General features: G+C 73.6%; 17 protein-coding genes and 1 pseudogene. 15 read left to right on the plus strand and 3 right to left on the minus strand.

Going from position 1 to position 18986, the window contains the following annotated elements; all coding sequences use genetic code 11:
- The first annotated feature begins 309 nt into the window (after positions 1–309).
- From ACFFHC_RS10870 to ACFFHC_RS10880, 3 genes are read left to right on the plus strand one after another with little or no spacing between them, the layout of a single operon-like run.
- A complete protein-coding gene (locus ACFFHC_RS10870) occupies positions 310–1050 on the plus strand; it encodes an HAD-IA family hydrolase (protein ID WP_070703669.1) in 741 nt (246 codons plus the stop codon).
- Position 1051: 1 nt separating this feature from the next.
- The gene (locus ACFFHC_RS10875; RefSeq protein ID WP_238138150.1) at positions 1052–1735 is read left to right on the plus strand and encodes an alpha-ketoglutarate-dependent dioxygenase AlkB family protein; all 684 of its coding nucleotides are present in this window, start codon (positions 1052–1054) and stop codon (positions 1733–1735) included.
- Positions 1732–2355: a DNA-3-methyladenine glycosylase I gene (locus ACFFHC_RS10880; RefSeq protein WP_141494463.1), complete on the plus strand. Its 624-nt coding sequence runs from the start codon at positions 1732–1734 to the stop codon at positions 2353–2355. The genes ACFFHC_RS10875 and ACFFHC_RS10880 overlap by 4 nt, the downstream gene beginning before the upstream one ends.
- A gap of 2 nt (positions 2356–2357) precedes the next feature.
- Here ACFFHC_RS10880 and ACFFHC_RS10885 read toward each other — a convergent pair whose 3' ends face one another.
- A complete protein-coding gene (locus tag ACFFHC_RS10885) occupies positions 2358–3335 on the minus strand; it encodes a hypothetical protein (protein ID WP_141494462.1) in 978 nt (325 codons plus the stop codon).
- A gap of 56 nt (positions 3336–3391) precedes the next feature.
- A complete protein-coding gene (locus tag ACFFHC_RS10890) occupies positions 3392–3679 on the minus strand; it encodes a DUF3263 domain-containing protein (protein WP_083323453.1) in 288 nt (95 codons plus the stop codon).
- Between the two features lie 272 nt (positions 3680–3951).
- On the opposite strand from ACFFHC_RS10890, the gene ACFFHC_RS10895 reads away from it, so the two are divergent.
- The 10 genes from ACFFHC_RS10895 to ACFFHC_RS10940 all read left to right on the plus strand — a co-directional run bounded on the left by ACFFHC_RS10895 (position 3952) and on the right by ACFFHC_RS10940 (position 16981).
- Positions 3952–4641: a uracil-DNA glycosylase gene (locus ACFFHC_RS10895; protein ID WP_070703918.1), complete on the plus strand. Its 690-nt coding sequence runs from the start codon at positions 3952–3954 to the stop codon at positions 4639–4641.
- On the plus strand, positions 4638–5525 hold the full coding sequence (locus tag ACFFHC_RS10900) for an SGNH/GDSL hydrolase family protein (RefSeq protein WP_238138149.1): 888 nt from the start codon (positions 4638–4640) through the stop codon (positions 5523–5525). The genes ACFFHC_RS10895 and ACFFHC_RS10900 overlap by 4 nt, the downstream gene beginning before the upstream one ends.
- An 81-nt stretch (positions 5526–5606) precedes the next feature.
- On the plus strand, positions 5607–6782 hold the full coding sequence (locus ACFFHC_RS10905) for an acyl-CoA dehydrogenase family protein (protein ID WP_070703912.1): 1176 nt from the start codon (positions 5607–5609) through the stop codon (positions 6780–6782).
- A 66-nt stretch (positions 6783–6848) separates the two neighbouring features.
- On the plus strand, positions 6849–7643 hold the full coding sequence (locus tag ACFFHC_RS10910) for an SDR family NAD(P)-dependent oxidoreductase (protein WP_070703914.1): 795 nt from the start codon (positions 6849–6851) through the stop codon (positions 7641–7643).
- Positions 7640–8986: an MFS transporter gene (locus ACFFHC_RS10915; RefSeq protein ID WP_237769721.1), complete on the plus strand. Its 1347-nt coding sequence runs from the start codon at positions 7640–7642 to the stop codon at positions 8984–8986. Before ACFFHC_RS10910 ends, ACFFHC_RS10915 begins: the two co-directional genes overlap by 4 nt.
- 234 nt (positions 8987–9220) lie before the next feature.
- Positions 9221–10468 (plus strand): S8 family peptidase, encoded by a 1248-nt coding sequence (locus ACFFHC_RS10920; protein ID WP_101849382.1) that lies wholly within the window; start codon positions 9221–9223, stop codon positions 10466–10468.
- A gap of 137 nt (positions 10469–10605) precedes the next feature.
- A complete protein-coding gene (locus ACFFHC_RS10925; RefSeq protein ID WP_141494461.1) occupies positions 10606–11862 on the plus strand; it encodes a S8 family peptidase in 1257 nt (418 codons plus the stop codon).
- A 98-nt stretch (positions 11863–11960) separates the two neighbouring features.
- Positions 11961–13229: a S8 family peptidase gene (locus tag ACFFHC_RS10930; protein ID WP_379805358.1), complete on the plus strand. Its 1269-nt coding sequence runs from the start codon at positions 11961–11963 to the stop codon at positions 13227–13229.
- Between the two features lie 187 nt (positions 13230–13416).
- Positions 13417–15141, plus strand: coding sequence for a S8 family serine peptidase (locus ACFFHC_RS10935; RefSeq protein WP_379805376.1), 1725 nt, complete (start codon positions 13417–13419; stop codon positions 15139–15141).
- Positions 15142–15247: 106 nt separating this feature from the next.
- A complete protein-coding gene (locus ACFFHC_RS10940) occupies positions 15248–16981 on the plus strand; it encodes a S8 family peptidase (RefSeq protein WP_141494913.1) in 1734 nt (577 codons plus the stop codon).
- Positions 16982–17042: 61 nt separating this feature from the next.
- Here ACFFHC_RS10940 and ACFFHC_RS10945 read toward each other — a convergent pair.
- A pseudogene (locus ACFFHC_RS10945) lies at positions 17043–17168 on the minus strand (30S ribosomal protein S6--L-glutamate ligase); the annotation flags it as partial.
- Between ACFFHC_RS10945 and ACFFHC_RS10950 the strand changes: the two are divergent.
- Together ACFFHC_RS10950 and ACFFHC_RS10955 are read left to right on the plus strand one after the other, a co-directional pair.
- Positions 17139–17288, plus strand: a complete 150-nt coding sequence (locus tag ACFFHC_RS10950; protein WP_168168457.1) for a hypothetical protein — start codon at positions 17139–17141, stop codon at positions 17286–17288. The pseudogene ACFFHC_RS10945 and the gene ACFFHC_RS10950 sit on opposite strands and share 30 nt — an antisense overlap.
- 263 nt (positions 17289–17551) lie before the next feature.
- Entirely contained in the window at positions 17552–18892 is a 1341-nt protein-coding gene (locus tag ACFFHC_RS10955; protein ID WP_180802209.1) for a hypothetical protein, read from the plus strand.
- The last annotated feature ends 94 nt before the right edge of the window (positions 18893–18986 follow it).

Genomic DNA, 18986 nt, shown 5'->3' on the forward strand with positions numbered 1-18986 from the left:
CGGATGACCACCGGTCGCCCGCGACGGACGGGGTCGCCCCGCGCGGTGCGGACCGCCCGGCATCGACCCCTCGACCTGTGGTCGGTGTCTTTCACCCGGGTCGGCTCCGTGGCGACCGGCCGGGCCGGACGGGGGCACTCTCCTCGTCCTGCTGGCCCTGCGACCTGTCACTCGGAGCCGCCGAGTGCCAAGTGCGATTCTGGCACTCGCCCCCGGAGAGCGCAAAGCGCGGGGCGCGGGCCTCCTGCCGCCCCGCCCGGCACGCCCGCGCGACTCGGCCGCACGGCCGATCAGTGGGAGGATCGCCCCATGCCGACTCCTGACGCCGTGCGCCTCCTCCTGCTCGACGCCGATGCCGTGATCCAGCGCATGCCCGACGGCTGGAAGGACGAGGCCATCACCCTCCTGGCCACCGGGTGGGGCGCCCCGGCCGACCGCGTGGCCGACGACCCCGCGCTGTGGGGCCGCGCCCAGGCCGTGCTCGACGAGGTCTTCGTGGCCGAGGTGTTCCTGCTCACCGGGCAGGAGACCGACCTGACCTTCCCGGAGACCATCGCCGGCATCCTGGAGGGCCACGGCAACTCCACCGACGCCGAGCAGGTGGCCCGCCTGTGGCACCGCACCGAGCCGCTGGCCGAGGAGCGGGCGATGGTGGCCACCGCCCGCCAGGGCGGGGTGCGCGTGGCCATGGCCACCAACCAGCAGCCGCATCGCGCGGCCTGGCTCACCGACAGCGGCGCCTTCGCCGACCTGGCCGACGAGGTCTACACCTCCTCGCGCCTGGGCGTGGCCAAGCCGGAGCCGGACTTCTTCCGGGCGATCCTGCGCGCCGAGGCCGAAGCCGGGCACCCGGTGGAGCCGGGCGAGGTGGTCTTCGTGGACGACCGCGCGGACAACGTCGAGGGGGCGGCCGCCATCGGCATCCGGGCGCGGCAGTACCACTTCACCCAGGGCGTCGAGGCCTTCCGCGAGGTGCTGGAGTCCACCGGGGTGCTCGATGGGGCCGCCCACGCCGACGCGACGCACGACGGACCCGCCCCCACCGCCTGACGTGCTCTTCGGCGACGAGCTGCTCCCCCGCCCCGCGCAGGAGGTGTCCCCGGGCTGCCACTGGGTGCCGGGGTGGCTCACCGCCGAGCAGCAGTGCTGGCTCGTGCGTCACCACGCCGACTGGGCAGCCGGCCCGGTGCCCGCGCACGCCCCAGAGGTCCACGGTGGACGCATGCGCGTGACGATGGTGCCCTTCGGCTGGGTGTGGACGGCCCGGGGGTACGCGGCGCTCGACCCCGCATCGGGCGCCGTGCCGCTGCCCGTGCCGGCCTGGATGACGCGCCTGTACCACCGCGCCCTCGTGGCCACCGGGTGGCGGCGGGCGGACGAGGACCCCGGTCCCGCCCCGGACGCGGCGCTGCTCAACCACTACGCACCCGGCACGTCGATGGGGATGCACCGCGACGCCGACGAACGCACCGAGGACCCCGTGGTGAGCCTCTCGGTGGGGGACGCGTGCACCTTCCGCTTCGGCAACACCACCACCCGCACCCGGCCGTGGACCGACCTGCGTCTGGAGGGAGGCGACCTCGTGGTCTTCGGCGGGGCGGCCCGCCGCGCCTTCCACGGGGTGCCGGCCGTCCACGGGGGCACCGCACCGGGACCCGTGGCCGCCGAGCAGGAGCGGGTGGGACTGCCGGGGCGCCTGAACCTCACCCTGCGCGTGACGGGGATGCAGCGGTGAGCGCCCGTCGGCCCGCCGTCCCGGCCGGCTCCGAGGTGGTGGTGGGCGCCGACGGGCTGGCCCGCACGCCGTGGGCCGAGGGCAGCGACCTGCTGCGCCACTACTACGACACCGAGTGGGGCCTGCCGGTGCGCGACGAGACCGGGCTGTTCGAGCGGCTCAGCCTGGAGGCCTTCCAGTCCGGCCTGTCGTGGGCCACCATCCTGCGCAAGCGCCCCGCCTTCCGGGAGGCCTTCGCCGGGTTCGACGCCGAGGCGGTGGCGGCCTTCGGCCCGGCCGAGGTCGAGCGCCTCATGGCCGACGACCGCATCGTGCGCAACCGGCGCAAGATCGAGGCGACCATCGGCAACGCCCGGGCCACCCTCGCGCTGCGACAGGACGGCGGGCTGGTGGACCTCCTCTGGTCCCATCAGCCCGCCGAGACCCCGCATCCGCTGCGGGTGGCCGAGGTGCCCACGCGGTCGGCGGAGTCGGTGGCGCTGTCGAAGGCGCTCAAGCAGCGCGGCTTCGCCTTCGTGGGGCCCACGACGATGTACGCGCTGATGGAGGCCGTCGGGATGGTGGACACCCACCTGCTGGGGTCCCACAGGCGCGGGTGCAGCGGCCTCTGGCCGGACTGAGGTCAGTCCTCGCCGCGCTGGACCTGCTCGGCCCGCTGGCGCAGGGCGTGGGTGACGCGGGCTCCGCCGCCGCGCTGCGCCACGTCCCGCATCGCGCGGGCGAGCCGGGCCAGCTCGGCCCGGCGCTCGGCCTCCGCCGCCTCGTCGCGGGCCCGCTGCCGCTTGAGCTCACCGCGCGCCAGGACCAGGCCGAGCACGACGCCCCAGATGAGCTTGTCGTGGTCCAGCACCCACAGGATCACCGGCTTCAGCGGCGCCAGCCAGGCGAACAGCCACGACAGGTCCGGCCAGGGGATGTCCGGCAGGTCGGGCCGCGGGATGCGGGGTAGGTCCGGCCACGGGATCCGGGGCCAGTGGATGTCGGGCCAGGGGATGCGGGGCCAGGGGATGTCCGGCAGGTCCGGCAGGAAGTGCTCCAGCCACGCGATGATGCGGTCGACGAGCGGGCCGAACAGCAGCACGAGCAGCGGCCAGACCAGCCAGCCGAGCTTCATCACCAGGAAGCGGGCGGCCGCCACCCGGGGGCGCCGGGAGCGGAGCGCCTGGAAGCGCTCGGCACGGCTGCCGGCCGGCGGTGTGAGCCCCACGGTGCGGGCGATGGCGGACGGCCCCGGGACCGCTCCGGCGCCAGGCACGAGGTCCATGTCGTAGGGCCGCCCGCGGGCGTGGCGCACCTCGAGGGTGGCGCCGCTGGTGAACGGGGTGCCCCGGCGCTCCTCGAGCGTCCACCCGGCGTTGGCCAGGGCGCCGCTGGTGGCGCGGATCCGCAGCACGCCGTCGTCCTCGGCCCGGCCCACGCACGTGCCGTCGACGACGAGCCAGGCCTTCTTCTCCGGCCAGCTCTTGTGGAAGCGCCCCTCCACGTGGTGCCCGTGCACCACGGTGGACCAGCGCTCAGCCTCCTCGTAGGCGGTGGCCTCGTCCTCGGCCGTGGCCCCCGCCGCGTCGTCGCCGACCGCCGCGGACTGGTCCTGCGTCATGCCTTCGGGCTCCTGGCCCGTCGCGCCCTCGGCGCGCTCCGCCCCCACCGAGGCGGTCAGTGGCCGCGGGCGCGGGTGCGCGCCTGCAGACGGGTGCTGTGCCGGGCGTCGCGCTGGCGGCGCAGGCGCTTGACCAGCAGCGGGTCCGCAGCCAGGGCGGCCTCGGTGTCCAGCAGCTGGTTGAGGCGCTGGTAGTACTGCGTGGTGGTGAGGCCGAACAGCTCGCGGATCTCCTGCTCCTTGGCGCCGGCGTAGCGCCAGGCCTGTCGCTCGAAGGCGAGGATCTCGCGGTCCCGGGCGGACAGCTCCCCCGCGGCCCCGGTCGTCTGCTCAACTGCTCCCATGGGGGCCAGTCTACCGGCGAACCACATGCGTGTGATTCGCCCGCGGGGCGTCCGCCCGCGCCAGGGTGGGCCCTCACACGAGGCCGTCGACCACCCATCGCCGGACCCAGACCCGCACCGGTGCGGATCTCGACTGCCCACCTCTCCCAGACCCGCACCGGTGCGGATCTCGACAGTCGACTTGCGCACCGGTGCGGAGTTCGGACCGGTGGCAGGACGAGATCAGCACCGGTGCGGAACCGGCCCCGGCGGCACGACGTACCGTGGCCCGCGTGAACGACGCCCCCACCTTCGCCGGCAGGGTCCACGAGTCCTGGGTGCCGGCGCTCGAACCCGCCGCCGAGACCCTCGCCGGGCTGGGCGTCTTCCTCCGCGAGGAGATCGCCGCCGGCCGGGGCTACCTCCCGGCCGGCGAGAACGTGCTGCGCGCCTTCTCCCTGCCGCTGGACCGGGTGCGCGTGCTGGTGGTGGGCCAGGACCCGTACCCCACCCCCGGGCACGCCGTGGGGCTGAGCTTCTCCGTGGCCCCCGAGGTGCAGCCCGTGCCCCGCAGCCTGGCCAACATCTTCACCGAGCTCGTGGACGACACCGGCTGCGAGCGCCCCACCCGCGGCGACCTCTCCCCGTGGTTCCACCAGGGCGTGCTACTGCTCAACCGCTGCCTCACCGTGCAGCCAGGCGAGGCGGGGTCGCACCGCGGCCGCGGCTGGGAGCAGGTCACCGAGCTGGCCATCCGCGCCCTGGCCGAGCGCGCCCGCGACGGCCAGCCCATGGCGGCCATCCTCTGGGGCCGCGACGCCCGCAACCTGGCGCCCCACCTTGCCCCGATGCCGTGCGTCGAGTCCCCACACCCCTCCCCGTTGAGCGCGAGCCGGGGCTTCTTCGGCTCCCGCCCGTTCACCCGCACCAACGCGCTGCTCGCCGAGCAGGGCGCCGACCCCGTGGACTGGAGCCTGCCGTGAGCACCCACCCCCTGCACACCGTCCCCGGCCCGCTGCAGCACCTGGCCAGCACGCCGCGTCCGTGGGCCACGTACGTCGCCCTGGGCGACTCGTTCACCGAGGGCATGTGCGACGACGAGGCCCCCGCGGTCGGCGAGTTCGGTGGCTGGGCGGACCGCCTCGCCACGCTGCTGGCCACCACCGCCCCGGCGCCGCCCGCCGGCAGCAGCACCCCGCGCTTCCGCTACGCGAACCTCGCCGTGCGCGGCCGCAAGCTGGCCGACGTGGCGGGCCCGCAGACCGAGGCCGCCCTGCGCCTGGTGGAGCAGGCCCGCGCCGAGCGCCCGGACGCACCCGTGCTCGTGAGCATCGTGGGCGGCGGCAACGACATCCTGCGCCCCCGTGCCGACACCGACGCCCTGGCCCGCGAGCTGGAGCGGGCCGTCATCCGCCTGCGGGCCGCGGCGGCCGACGTGCTGCTGGCCACCCCCACCGACCCGGCCGGGGCGCCGCTCATCTCGGCCACGCGCGGCCGGGTGGGCCAGTACATCGCCCACCTGGTGAGCATCGCCGGCCGCCACGGCTGCCACCTGCTCAACCAGTGGGACTGCGACTTCCTCAAGGACTGGCGCATGTGGGGCGAGGACCGCATCCACATGACCCCCGAGGGCCACCGCCGCGTCGCGCTCGCCGCGCACGCCGCGCTGGGCTTCGAGGAGGCCGACGGGGGCGCCTTCCGCGAGCCGCTCGACCCCGCCGACGCCCCGGTGCGCACCTGGGCCGAGCACCGCGACTGGACCCGCACCCACCTCGGCCCGTGGGTGAGGCGGCGCGTCACCGGCCGCTCCTCGGGTGACGGACGCACCGGCAAGCTCCCGGAGCTCACCGCCTGGCCGATGGGGTGAGCACCCGCCCTAGCACGCCTCCGGGCGACTCACAGGCCGGGCGCGGCACGACCGCCGTGTGACCCTCGTTACCCTGTGTGCATGCCCGTGACCCGCTTGATGCCGACGCCCGAGTCGGAAGACCTCATCGCCCTCGTCCGCGACATCGCCGCCAAGGAGATCGCCCCGAAGGCCGACGAGTACGAGAAGAATGCCGAGTTCCCCGCCGAGGTGTTCAAGACCCTCGGCGAGGCCGGACTGCTGGGCCTGCCCTACCCCGAGGAGTACGGGGGCGCCGGGCAGCCGTACGAGGTGTATCTGCAGTGCATCGAGGAGCTCTCCAGCGCCTGGATGGCCATCGGTGTGGGCGTCTCCATCCACGCCCTCACCTGCTTCCCGGTCTTCAACTACGGCACCGAGGAGCAGAAGCAGCGCCTGCTGCCGGACATGGTGGGCGGGCAGTGGTTCGGCTCCTACTGCCTGTCCGAGCCGGCCGCCGGCTCCGACGTCGCCTCGATGAAGACCAAGGCCGTGGGCAGCGGCGAGGTCGACGAGACCGGCCGGTCGGAGTCCTACGCCATCTCCGGCGGCAAGATGTGGATCTCCCACGCCGGCCACGCGGACTTCTACACCACCTTCGCCCGCACCGGGGAGAACGACGGCAAGGGCATCAGCTGCTTCCACGTCCCGGCCGGCACCGAGGGCCTCACCTTCGCCGAGCCCGAGCGCAAGATGGGCCTGCACTCCGACACCGTCCGCGAGGTGCTCTACGACAAGGTCACCGTGCCGGGTGAGAACCTCATCGGCACCCCCGGCAAGGGTCTGAACATCGCCCTGGCCGCGCTGGACTCCGGCCGCCTGGGCATCGCCGCGGCCTCCACCGGCCTGGCCCAGGCCGCCACCGACCTGGCACTGAAGTACGCCGCAGAGCGCGAGCAGTTCGGCAAGCCGATCATCAGCAACCAGGGACTGCAGTTCATGCTGGCCGACATGCAGGCACAGACCACCGCGGCGCGCAGCACCTACCTGCACGCCGCCCGCCTCAAGGACGCCGGCAAGCCGTTCGGCCGCGAGGCCGCCATCGCCAAGATGTTCGCCAGCGACACCGCGATGAAGGTGACCACCGACGCCATCCAGGTGCTGGGCGGCTACGGCTACACCACCGACTTCCCGGCCGAGCGCTACTTCCGCGACGCCAAGATCACCCAGATCTTCGAGGGCACCAACCAGATCCAGCGCATGGTCATCGCCCGCGACATGCTCAAGTCGCTGGGCTGACCCACCTCCACACCCCGCTGCGCCGCCCGCCACCGGGCGGCGCGGCCACGCCAGAAGGGACACCTGATGCAGATCACCGAGGACTTCGTCGCCCTCATCACCGGCGGCGCCCAGGGCCTGGGCAACAGCACCGCCCGCCGCCTGCTCGAGGCCGGCGCCCGCGTGGTGCTCGTCGACCTGCCGGGCGAGGCCGGCGAGAAGGCCGCCGCCGCGTTCACCGAGGAGTTCGGTGACGGCCGGGCGGTCTTCGCCGGCGCCGACGTGCGCGACGAGGAGCAGGTGGCAGCCGCCGTGGCCGCCGCCCAGCAGCTGGGCACCCTGCGCCTGGCGGTGAACTGCGCCGGCGTGGCCACCCCGGGCAAGATCCTGGGCCGCAAGGGCGTGCTGCCGCTGGAGACCTACCGGACGGTCATCGACATCAACCTGGTGGGCACCTTCAACGTGCTGCGCCTGGCTGCCGAGGCCATGGCCGCCAACGAGCCGGTGGCCGACGAGCGCGGCCAGGGCGACCGCGGCCTGATCGTGAACACCGCGTCGGTGGCCGCGTACGACGGCCAGATCGGCCAGGCCGCCTACGCCTCCTCCAAGGGCGCCATCGCCGCCCTCACCCTGCCGGCCGCCCGCGACCTGGCCCCCAGCCAGATCCGCGTCATGACCATCGCCCCGGGCGTCATGGAGACCCCGATGATGGCCGGCATGCCCGGTGACGTGAAGGAGACCCTGGAGGCCCTCGTCCCCCACCCGGCCCGCCTCGGCAAGCCGGAGGAGTACGCCGCCCTGGTGACCCACCTGGTGGAGAACCCGCTGCTCAACGGCGAGGTCATCCGCCTCGACGGCGCACTGCGCATGCCGCCCAAGTGAGCCGTTCCACCGCGAGCAGCACCCCGCAGGAGACGCCGCGCCTGGCCTGGATGGTCTGGGCCGCCGGCGTCTTCGCCTTTGCGGTGGCCGTCTTCCACCGCAGCTCCCTGGGCGTGGCCGCCGTGCCCGCCGCGGAGCGCTTCGGCGTGGGCGCCTCGGTGGTGGCCACCTTCGTGGTGGTGCAGTTGCTGGTCTACTCCGGCGCGCAGATCCCCGTGGGTCTGGCCCTGGACCGATGGGGCTCCCGGCGCCTCATCACCGCCGGTGCGGTGTGCATGGCGCTGGGCCAGACCGGCATGGCCCTGCTGCCGGACCTAGGCTGGGCCATCGCCGCCCGCGTGCTGGTGGGCGTCGGCGACGCGATGACCTTCGCCTCGGTGATCCGCCTCGTGCCGGCGTGGTTCCCCAGCCACCGCGTGCCGGTGATGACGCAGGTGACCGGTCTGACGGGCCAGTTCGGCCAGGTGGTCTCGGCGCTGCCCCTGGTGTGGCTGCTGCGCACCACCGGCTGGACGAGCGCCTACCTGCTGGCCGCCCTCACCGCGGCCTTCTCCGCGGTGACCACCTTCATGCTGGTGCGCGACCACCCGCGCCGCCCCGACGGCTCGCAGGAGGCCGACCCGGCAGCACCCCGTCGGCCGCGCACGGGCATGGGCGCCGTGCTGCGCCACCCCGGTACCTGGCTGGGCGCGTTCACCCACGCCTCCACCGTGTTCGCTCCCATGACCTTCGCCATGATGTGGGGCTTCCCCTACCTCACGCAGGCCGAGGGGCGCAGCGACGCCACCGCCTCGGGGCTGCTCACCCTGCTGGTGCTGCTGGGCGTCGTGGCCGGACCGACGGTCGGCTTCCTGACCCAGCGCCACCCGTTGCGCCGCTCCACCCTGGCGCTGCTCGTGGTGGCCGCCACCGCGCTGCCCTGGACCGCGGTGATGCTGTGGCCCGGCCCGGCGCCGGTGTGGCTGCTGGTGGCCTGGGTGGTGGGGCTCTCACTCGGTGGCCCGGGGTCGGCGGTGGCCTTCGACTTCGCCCGCACCTTCTCCCCCTCGGAGCGGCTGGGTACGGCCACCGGCGTCATCATCATGACCGGCTTTGGGGTCACGCTGCTGACCATCCTCGGCATCGGCCTGTCCCTGGACCTGCAGGGCGGCGGGTACTCGCTGGAGGCCTTCCGCCGGGCTTGGGCGGTGGTGCTCGTGCCCTACCTGCTCGGTCCGCTGGGCATCGTGCTCACCCGCCGCCGCGCCCGCCACGTGCACGGGCTGACGGTGCCCACCTGGCGCGAGGTGTGGCGCCGCGAGGTGGGCAACCGCAACTGGCCCCGGCTCACCGGCCGCCGCTGACGGCCCGCCCGAGCCGCCGTCGGACCCCGTCGGCACCCCTTCTCCCAAGAACGCCCCCGGCCCACCGGGGGCGTTCTTGGGTGCGCCCCAAGAGCCCCTCACAGCAGACCACGGTTGACCCAAGGAATGGTCAAAGGGGTTGGTACGCAAAGTGAGTTGACCCACGATCGATCTCACCGGCGGACCAACCGCCACGACGGCGGGACTCCGCCATCGACGTCAAGGAGGAAACTCATGACCACCGTTCGTACCGTCTTCGGCCTCACTGCTGCTGCCACCCTCGCGCTGGGCACCACCGCCACGGCCGCGCCGACCGCCTTCGACGTGAACGCCGGCTCCGAGCAGGGCGCGACCGTGATGAGCGCCTCGCAGGCCGCCGACTACATCGTCATGCTGGAGCTCCCGCAGCAGGCCATGGGCGCCCAGGGCATGAAGTCCGCCGACGCCAAGGCTGCCGTCGCCTCCACCACCGAGGCCACCGCCGCCAAGTACGCCGCGAAGGGCGCCGACGTCAAGAACGAACTCAAGTCCCTGGGTGGCTTCACCGCCAACCTGACCCCGGAGCAGGTCGCCGAGCTCGAGGCCGACCCGGCCGTGGCCTCGGTGACCAAGAGCCGCACCGTCCACGCCACCGAGGCGCAGACGGACGCCACCTGGGGCCTGGACCGCGTGGACCAGGAGGCCCCCGAGCTGGACCAGACCTACAACTACGAGGGCACCGGCGAGGGCGTGAACTCCTACGTCATCGACACCGGCGTGCGCGCCACCCACTCCGACTTCGAGGGCCGCGTCGGCGAGGGCTTCTCCGCCATCGACGACGGCATGGGCACCGACGACTGCAACGGTCACGGCACCCACGTCGCCGGCACCATGGGCGGCAAGGAGTTCGGCGTCGCCAAGGGCACCAACCTCATCCCGGTGCGCGTGCTGAGCTGCGAGGGCTCCGGCTCCACCGACGGCATCATCACCGCCATGGACTGGGTCATCGAGAACAAGGGCGACACCCCGTCGGTCGCCAACATGTCCCTGGGTGGTGGCGCCGACCAGGTGCTCGACGAGGCCATCGGCCGCATGACCGAGGCCGGCATCGTGACCGCCGTGGCCGCCGGCAACGACACCGACGACGCCTGCAACTACTCGCCGGCCCGTGCGGAGTCCGCCATCACCGTGGGTTCGACCGCCGAGGGTGACGCGCTGTCCGACTTCTCGAACTTCGGTGACTGCGTCGACATCCTGGCCCCGGGCACCGACATCACCTCGGCCTGGATGGACGACGACGAGGCCACCAACACCATTTCCGGTACCTCGATGGCCTCCCCGCACGTCGCCGGTGGCGCCGCCCTGGCCCTGGAGAAGAACCCGCAGGCCACCGTGGAGGAGGTCACGGCCACCCTGACCGAGACCGCCACGAAGGACGCGATCGACGGTGTGAACGGCTCGCCGAACCTGCTGCTGAACGCGCTGAAGGTCTCCGCCGGCTGACCTGACGGCAGGACATCTCCCCACTGGACGTGCCGGGCTCCCCTCGGGGGCCCGGCACGTCCCGGCCCGGCCCCGTGCCGCCGGCCCGACGCACACACCTCAGGTACCACCCCCTCCGCACCCACCTGGAGACCCCCGTGAAGACCACCCGCACCGCCCTCGCCCTGGCCGCCACCACCGCCCTGACCCTGGGCACCGGCGCCGCCACCGCCTCCCCGCTGACCCTCGAGGCCACCCCCTCCGGCGCCTCGTCCACGCAGTTCGACGCCGCCACCGCCGGCGACTGGATCGTCATGCTGGAGCTGCCCGAGGAGGCCACCGGCGACCGCGCGCTGACCACCTCCTCCGCGCGCACGGCCGTGGCCACCGCCACCGCGTCGGCCGCCTCCCGCTTCTCCGCGCAGGGCGTGGACGTCCGTGCGCAGCTCGACACCCTGGGCGCCGTGACCGCCGCGGACCTCACCCCCGAGCAGGTGGCCGCGCTGGAGGCCGACCCGGCCGTGGCGTCGGTGGAGCGCGACGCGCGCGTCAGCATCGACGAGGAGCAGGCCGACGCCCCGTGGGGCCTGGACCGCGTGGACCAGGAGGCGGCCGAGCTGGACAAGACCTACACCTACGAGGGCACCGGCGAGGGCGTGACCGCCTTCATCATCGACACCGGCATCCGCGCCACCCACAAGGACCTGGCCGGCCGCGTGGGCGAGGGCCACACCGTCGTGCAGGACGGCGAGGGCACCAACGACTGCCAGGGCCACGGCACCCACGTGGCCGCCACCGTGGGTGGCACCACCTACGGCGTGGCCAAGGACGTGAAGCTGGAGCCGGTCCGCGTGCTGGAGTGCGACGGCTCGGGCTCCGTGCTGGGCATCCTGGCCGCGATGGAGTGGGTCATGGACGAGGCCGCCGCCACCGAGGGCCCGGACGTGGCCAACATGAGCCTGGGCGGCACCAAGCTCGGGGCCATGGACGAGGCCGTGGACCGCATGAGCGACGCCGGCGTGGTGACCGCCGTGGCCGCCGGCAACGACACCGAGGACGCCTGCCAGCACTCCCCGGCCGCCTCCCAGAAGGCCATCACCGTGGGTGCCACGGACAACACCGACGTGCTGGCCGAGTTCTCCAACTTCGGTGAGTGCGTGGACATCCTGGCCCCGGGCGTGGACATCACCTCGGCGTGGAAGGACTCCGACGACGCCACCAAGACCATCTCCGGCACCTCGATGGCCTCCCCGCACGTGGCCGGTGCGGCCGCCCTGGCGCTGCAGAAGAACCCCGAGGCCACCGCTGACCAGGTGAAGGAGACCCTCACCACGACCGCCACGAAGTACGCGATCGACAAGGTGAACGGTTCGCCCAACCTGCTGCTCAACGCGCTCAAGGCCTTCCAGGCCTGAGGCAGCGCCCCACCCGTCGTGCCGGGTCCCGGACCCGGGGCCCGGCACGACGCATCCCCGCTCCCACGGCTCTCGCCCCTCACACCCCGGAGACCCCCGTGAACCGCTCGCACCACCCCTCCCGCCCGTTCGTCGCCCTGGCCGCGCTGGGCCTGGTGGCCGCACCCGCCGCCTCCACCGCGGCACCCCTGCTCGATGCCGGCGCCCCGGCCCCCGCTGCTCCCACGGCCCCCGGCGCACTGGACGCCTCGGGCCGCACCACCTGGCTGGTGGTGCTCGACCTGCCCGCGCAGGCCTCCGCCGCCGGGTCCCTGGCCGCCCCCACCGCACGCGCCGCCGTGGCCCGCACCACCGACCAGCGCGCCGAGGAGGCCACCGCCCGCGGCCTGGAGGTGGGCCGCCGCCTGCACGGCATCGGCGGGTACACCGTGCGCGCCACCCCCGCGCAGGCCGAGGCGCTGCGTAGGGCCCCCGGCGTGGCCGCGGTCTCCCGCGACGGCGCGGTGGGCGGCGCCGAGACGCAGGCCGACGCCCCGTGGGGCCTGGACCGCGTGGACCAGGAGGCCCTGCCGCTGGACGGCTCGTACAGCTACGAGTCCACCGGCGAGGGCGTCACCGCCTACGTCATCGACACCGGCATCCGCTCCACCCACCAGGACTTCTCGGGTCGCGTCGGCCAGGGGGCGGGCTTCGTCGAGGACGGGTGGGGCACCGAGGACTGCGCCGGGCACGGCACGCACGTGGCCGGCACCGTCGGCGGAGAGACCTACGGCGTGGCCAAGGACGTGTCCCTGGTGCCGGTGCGCGTGCTGGGCTGCGACAACCGCGGGTCGTGGGACGGCATCATCGCCGGGATCGACTGGGTGGCGCAGAACCACTCCGGCCCGTCGGTGGCCAACCTGAGCATCCAGGGCCCGGCCAACGAGGCCGTGGACGAGGCGGTGAACCGCCTCACCGCCAGCGGGGTGCTCTCGGTGGTGGCCGCCGGCAACTTCTCGGCCGACGCCTGCTCCACCTCCCCGGGCCGTGCCGAGGGCGCGCTGAGCGTGGGCTCCACCGACTCCGCCGACCGGCTCTCGGACTTCTCCAACTACGGCCAGTGCGTCAACCTGCTCGCCCCGGGCAGCGACGTGGTCTCGGCCGGCATCGCCGGGGACACGGCCTGGACCACCATGAGCGGCACCTCGATGGCCGCCCCACACGTGGCCGGCGCTGCCGCGCTGCACCTGCAGCAGCACCCCGAGGCCACGGTCGCCGATCTCACCTCGGCCCTGCAGCGGACCGCCACCCCCGATGCGGTGGGCGGCACCAACGGGTCGCCCAACCTGCTGCTCGACGCCGCCGAGATGGGTCAACCCTCGGCCTGAGCACCACCCCCCGACGGGGTGATCGGTCAAGGAGGACCGGTCACCCCGTCCCGCTTTGCCCAAGAACGGGTCAAGACTTGGTCAGGTACCTGTCCTCCTCCCACACCGCACCAGAAACTCCGTCTACCGGCCGGGCTCGCACACCCCCTCCCCCCTCGCCCGGCCACCCCTCGCACAAGGAGTTCCGATGCGCCTGTCGCGTACCACCCTCGCCCTCACCGCCGCCACCGCCCTCACCCTGGGTGCCGGTAGCGCCACCGCCGCGCCGTTCACCGCCCCCGACGCCCAGCCCGCCGCGCAGCAGGCCGAGCTGCTCGACGTCCCCGACTCCGGCTACATCGTGATGCTGGAGCTCCCCTCCACTGTGAGGTCCGGCCCCTCGGCCATGGCGTCCCCCACCGCCCAGCCCGCCGTGGCCCGTGCCACCCAGAAGCAGGCCGACCGCTGGGCCGCCAAGGGCGTCAGGGTGGGCGACCGCTTCACCGCGCTCGGTGGCTTCACCGCCGACCTCACCCCGGCCCAGGTCAGGGCCCTGCGCAACGACCCGTCCGTGGCCTCGGTGACCGAGAACCGCACCGTGTCGGTGGCCGGCAGCCAGACCAGCGCCCCGTGGGGTCTGGACCGCGTGGACCAGGCGGACATGCCGCTCAACGGCACGTACAGCTACTCCCAGACCGGTGCGGGCGTGACCGCCTACGTCATCGACACCGGCATCCGCGCCACCCACGGCGACCTCTCGGGCCGCGTCTCCGGCGGCGCCAGCGCCATCAACGACGGCATGGGCACCAACGACTGCCAGGGTCACGGCACCCACGTGGCCGGCACCGTCGGCGGCGAGACCTACGGCGTGGCCAAGGACGTCAAGCTCGTGCCGCTGCGCGTGCTCGGCTGCGACGGCAGCGGGCCCACCGCCGGCATCATCGCCGCGATGGACTGGGTGGCCCAGAAGCACACCGGTCCGTCCGTGGCCAACATGAGCCTGGGCGGGTACGCCGACGCCGCCACCGACGCCGCCGTGGCGCGCCTGACCGCCTCCGGCGTGGTCACCGTGGTGGCGGCGGGCAACGAGCAGCAGAACGCGTGCAACGTCTCCCCGGCCCGCGCCAGCTCGGCCATCACCGTGGGGTCCACGGACCGGACCGACTCGCTGTCCTGGTTCTCCAACTGGGGCTCGTGCGTGGACATCCTGGCGCCCGGCTCGGACATCACCTCGGCGTGGAAGGACTCCGACACGGCCGCCAACACCATCTCCGGCACGTCGATGGCCTCCCCGCACGTGGCCGGCGCCGCCGCGCTCTACCTGCAGGAGAACCCCACCGCCTCGGTCTCCCAGGTGACCAACGCGCTGAAGTCCTCGGCCACGCCCAACACCATCACCAACGTGCAGGGCTCGCCCAACCTCATGCTCAACACCACCGCCCTGCTGGGCAACGACACCACCACCCCGGACCCCGACCCGGTGACCGGTGTCGTGGTCAACGGTGACTTCGAGGCCGGCGCCACGGGCTGGACCGGCGACACCTGGGCCATCGGCAACGACGGCTACACCGCCTCCTCGGGCAGCAACAAGCTGTGGCTGGGTGGCGAGGGGTACGCGGTGACCCACACGGTGGACCAGACCCTCACCATCCCCGCGGGCGCCACCGCGCTGGACTACAAGCTGCGCATCGACTCCCGCGAGTTCTCCGGCAGCCCGCGCTACGACTCGATGAAGGTGCAGCTGCTGAGCCCCTCCGGCACCGTGCTGAAGACCCTGGCCACCTACGGCAACGACAACGAGAACACCTCCTACGCCGCCCGGAGCAACAGCCTGTCCGGCTACGCCGGTCAGAAGGTGACGCTGCGCTTCACGGCCACCGAGGACAACAGCTCCCGGACGTCCTTCCTCGTGGACGACGTCGCGGTGCGCTGACCTCCCGCCACGTGTGAACGGTGCGGGGTGTCCTGAGGGGCACCCCGCACCTCGTGCACCACCCCTTGCCGTCCTCCCCTCCCCCTCGATGCCGAAGGACCCCGCCGTGCGCACACTGACCCGCTCCCTGCTCGCCCTGACCGTCGCCTCCCTGGCCGGCGCCACCACCGCTGCCACCGCCCTGCCGCTGCCCGCCGCGCCGGTGGGCGGATCCTCCGACCTCGCGCCCGCCGCTGCCGGGTCCGCCGACACCGACGGCCGCCGCCTCCACATCGTGATGGTGGACCTGCCCGACGCCGCACGCCGTGGGCCGGCCGCGATGGCCTCGCCCACCGCCCGGGCCGCCGTCGCCCGGGCCACCGACCGCCAGGCGGACCGTGCCCGCGGGCGCGGCCTGGAGGTCTCCCAGCGCTTCCGCGGCGTGGGTGGCTACACCGTGGAGCTCACCGACGCCGAGGCCGCGGAGCTGCGCCGCACCCCCGGCATCGCCAGCGTGGCGCCCGATGCCGTGGTGACCGGCAGTGGCACGCAGGCCAACGCCCCGTGGGGCCTGGACCGCGTGGACCAGGACCGGCTGCCGCTCTCGGGGACCTACTCGTTCCAGCAGACCGGGGCCGGGGTGACGGCCTACGTCATCGACACCGGGGTGCGGGCCAGCCACCAGGACTTCTCCGGCCGCGTGCGCCAGGGCGTGACCTTCGTCAACGACGGCTGGGGCACCAACGACTGCGCCGGGCACGGCACCCACGTGGCCGGCACCGTCGGCGGCGAGACCTACGGCGTGGCCAAGGACGTCAGCATCGTGCCGGTGCGGGTGCTGGGCTGCGACAACCAGGGCTCCTGGGCGGGGATCATCGGCGGCATCGACTGGGTGGCGCAGAACCACTCCGGCCCGTCGGTGGCCAACCTGAGCATCCAGGGCCCGGCCAACAGCTCGGTGGACGCCGCCGTCAACCGCCTCAACGCCAGCGGGGTGCTCTCCGTGGTGGCCGCCGGCAACTACTCCGCCGACGCCTGCTCCACCTCGCCGGGGCGTGCCTCCGGGGCGTTCACCGTCGGCTCCACCGACCGGTACGACCGGCTCTCCGGGTTCTCCAACTACGGCCAGTGCGTCAACCTGCTCGCCCCGGGCAGCAACGTGCTCTCGGCCGGCATCTCCGGCGACGCCAGCTGGGCCACCATGAGCGGCACCTCCATGGCCGCCCCGCACGTGGCCGGCGCGGCGGCGCTCTACCTGCAGAAGAACCCCACCGCCACCGTGCAGCAGGTGGCCTCCGCCCTGCGGCAGACCGCCACCCAGGGCATGGTCAGCGGCACCTACGGCTCGCCCAACCTGCTGCTGGACACCACCGCCCTCACCGCCGGGGGCACCACGACCGACCCGCAGCCCACCGGCGGCATCGTCAACGGCGACTTCGAGGCCGGGACCACCGGCTGGACCGGCGACACGTGGACCATCAACTCCGCGCAGTACACCGCGGCCAGCGGCAGCTCCAAGCTGTGGCTCGGCGGCTACGGGCAGGCCCGCACCGAGACCGTGCGCCAGAGGGTGACCGTGCCGCAGGGGGCCACCACGCTCGCCTTCCGCCTGCGCGTGGACAGCTCGGAGTACTACCGCTCCCAGCCGTACGACCGCATGCAGGTGCGCGTGCTGGGCACCGACGGCCGCCTGCTGGGCACCGTGGCCTCCTTCTCCAATGCCGACCACGGCAGCACCTACACCACCCGCACCGCCGACCTGGCCCGGTGGGCGGGGCAGACCGTGGTGCTGGAGCTCACCGCCACCGAGGACTCCGGCGGCCAGACGTCCTTCCTCGTGGACGACCTCAGCCTGCGCTGAGGCCGGAGTCGGCCAGGGTGCGGCCCACCAGCTCGTGGCCGGCGTGCACGAGCAGCTCGGCCACGCCGGCCACCCGCAGGCCCATGATCTGGGCGGCGCGCACCGCGGTCTCCTCGTAGGCCGGGGCGAGGGTGACCGGCTCCACGCTGCCGCCGCGGTGCACGGTGGAGCGGAACTCGTCGCCCTGCCCGACGCCGACGGCACCGAGCAGGTGACCTTCTGGGTGAACCCCTGGCAGGAGTCCGAGGCCGACGCGGTGGAGGTGACCCGTCCGGTGCACGACCGCCGCCGCAACCGGGGGCGCTGAGTGGCCCGCGAGAGCTTCGGCATCGGGCCGGTGCGGGTGCGTGCCGGGCGTGCCCAGAAGGTGGAGCTGCCGGTGACGCGCACCGTCACCGGGGCCGAGGTGGTGGGCGTGGAGGTGATCCGACGGGTGCGGGCCGACCTGGACGACGACCTGACCCGCCGGTTGGCCACCGCGTTCGGTGCGCCGGCGATGCTGCACGCGCAGATCCGCGACAGGTCGCTGCGGCAGGCGGCCCGCGAGCGCGGCGCACCGGCATCCTCCAGGTGGAGTGCGCCCTGGGCCAGGAGGTCACCCGGGGTGACCGCCTGGGGGGCCTGGGGAACTCGTTCGGGCGCGCCCTGGCCGTGGTCAAGGCCGACCGCGACGGGATGGTGGTGGGGCGCACCGGGATGCCGCTGGTCAACGCCGGCAACGCGCTGGTGCACATCGGCGCGCGGCTGAGCGCCGTGGCGGCCGCCCCCACCGAAGGTGCAGGCACACCGCGCAGGGGTCCGCCCGTCGGCGGGTCACGGGACTCCCGGATCGCTTTAACATCGAGCCGCCGGGGGCATCCGGCACTCGTCGTCGACCCACCAGGGGGAACCATGAACCTGACCCGTCGCACCCTCGTGAGGACCGGAGCGTGGAGCGCTCCGGTCGTCCTGGCCGCCGGCGCCGCTCCGGCGGTCGCGGCCAGCGGGGCCACCTACGACCTGAATGCAGCCAGCTACAAGGGCCAGATGATCACCTGGTACACCCCCGAGCGGGACGCCTGGAACCGCGCCAACCTCGGGGTATGGACGCTGGAGAACACCGGGACCACTGCCTCCCCCGCCACCGGGGTGACCCTGACCGTCTCCTGGGACCGGCGCCTGTGGGGCGACCTGACGGACTACAACCCGGCGCTGCTCTCCGAGCCGACCACCACCACGGATGGTGACCTGGTGACCGCCGTGTTCGCCGTCATCGCTGCGGTGGAGCCCGGGCAGTACGAGGGTCCGAGCATGGACATCGCCTTCTCCGAGATGCCCGAGGACGGCGTGACCGAGGTGCGGCAGGACTACCTGCCGATGACGATCGACATCGCAACCCAGGTGCCGGACGCCGACCCGTCCAACGACACCCGGGTGCTGGAGGTGAAATACGGCGAGGTGACCCCGTGGAACGGTGCCATCTCCGGCACCTTCGACACCGTGCGCGTGGAGTGCAGCGATGGCGCCGCCGACATCGCCTACCCCTCGACGATCACCGTCACCAGTGACGGCCCGAACCCCGTTCCCGCCGACATCTCGGTGTACTACTTCGCCAACTCCACCTACGTGGATGATGGCAACGTCCACACCTGGGGGGAGTACTTCGAGACCTTCCGGTGCGAGTCCGCGACCCTCGACGGCCAGCCGGTCACGCTGGAGACCAGGCGCGACAGCGCGGGCCTCGACACCGACTGGTCCCTCAACCAGCCGATCCCGGCCGGTTCCGTGCTGCAGCTGCAGATCAGCGCCACCGGCAAGGCGACCAGCGCCGACCCCGTCCCCACGGCCTCCTACGGCGGCATCGGCTTCGACGAGTCCGAGACCAACGACGAGGACAACCAGCTGCGGGCACCGGAGCCGGTCCGCGTCTGACGCGCGTCCAGCCCGGCCCCTGGACGGGCACGACGCCGATGGGGGGGGTGGTCGCCACGTGGCGACCACCCCCCCATCGGGCAGTGCGGGTTCT

Origin of the sequence: Kytococcus schroeteri, assembly GCF_042433515.1 — a bacterium.
Taxonomy (GTDB): Bacteria; Actinomycetota; Actinomycetes; order Actinomycetales; family Dermatophilaceae; genus Kytococcus; species Kytococcus schroeteri.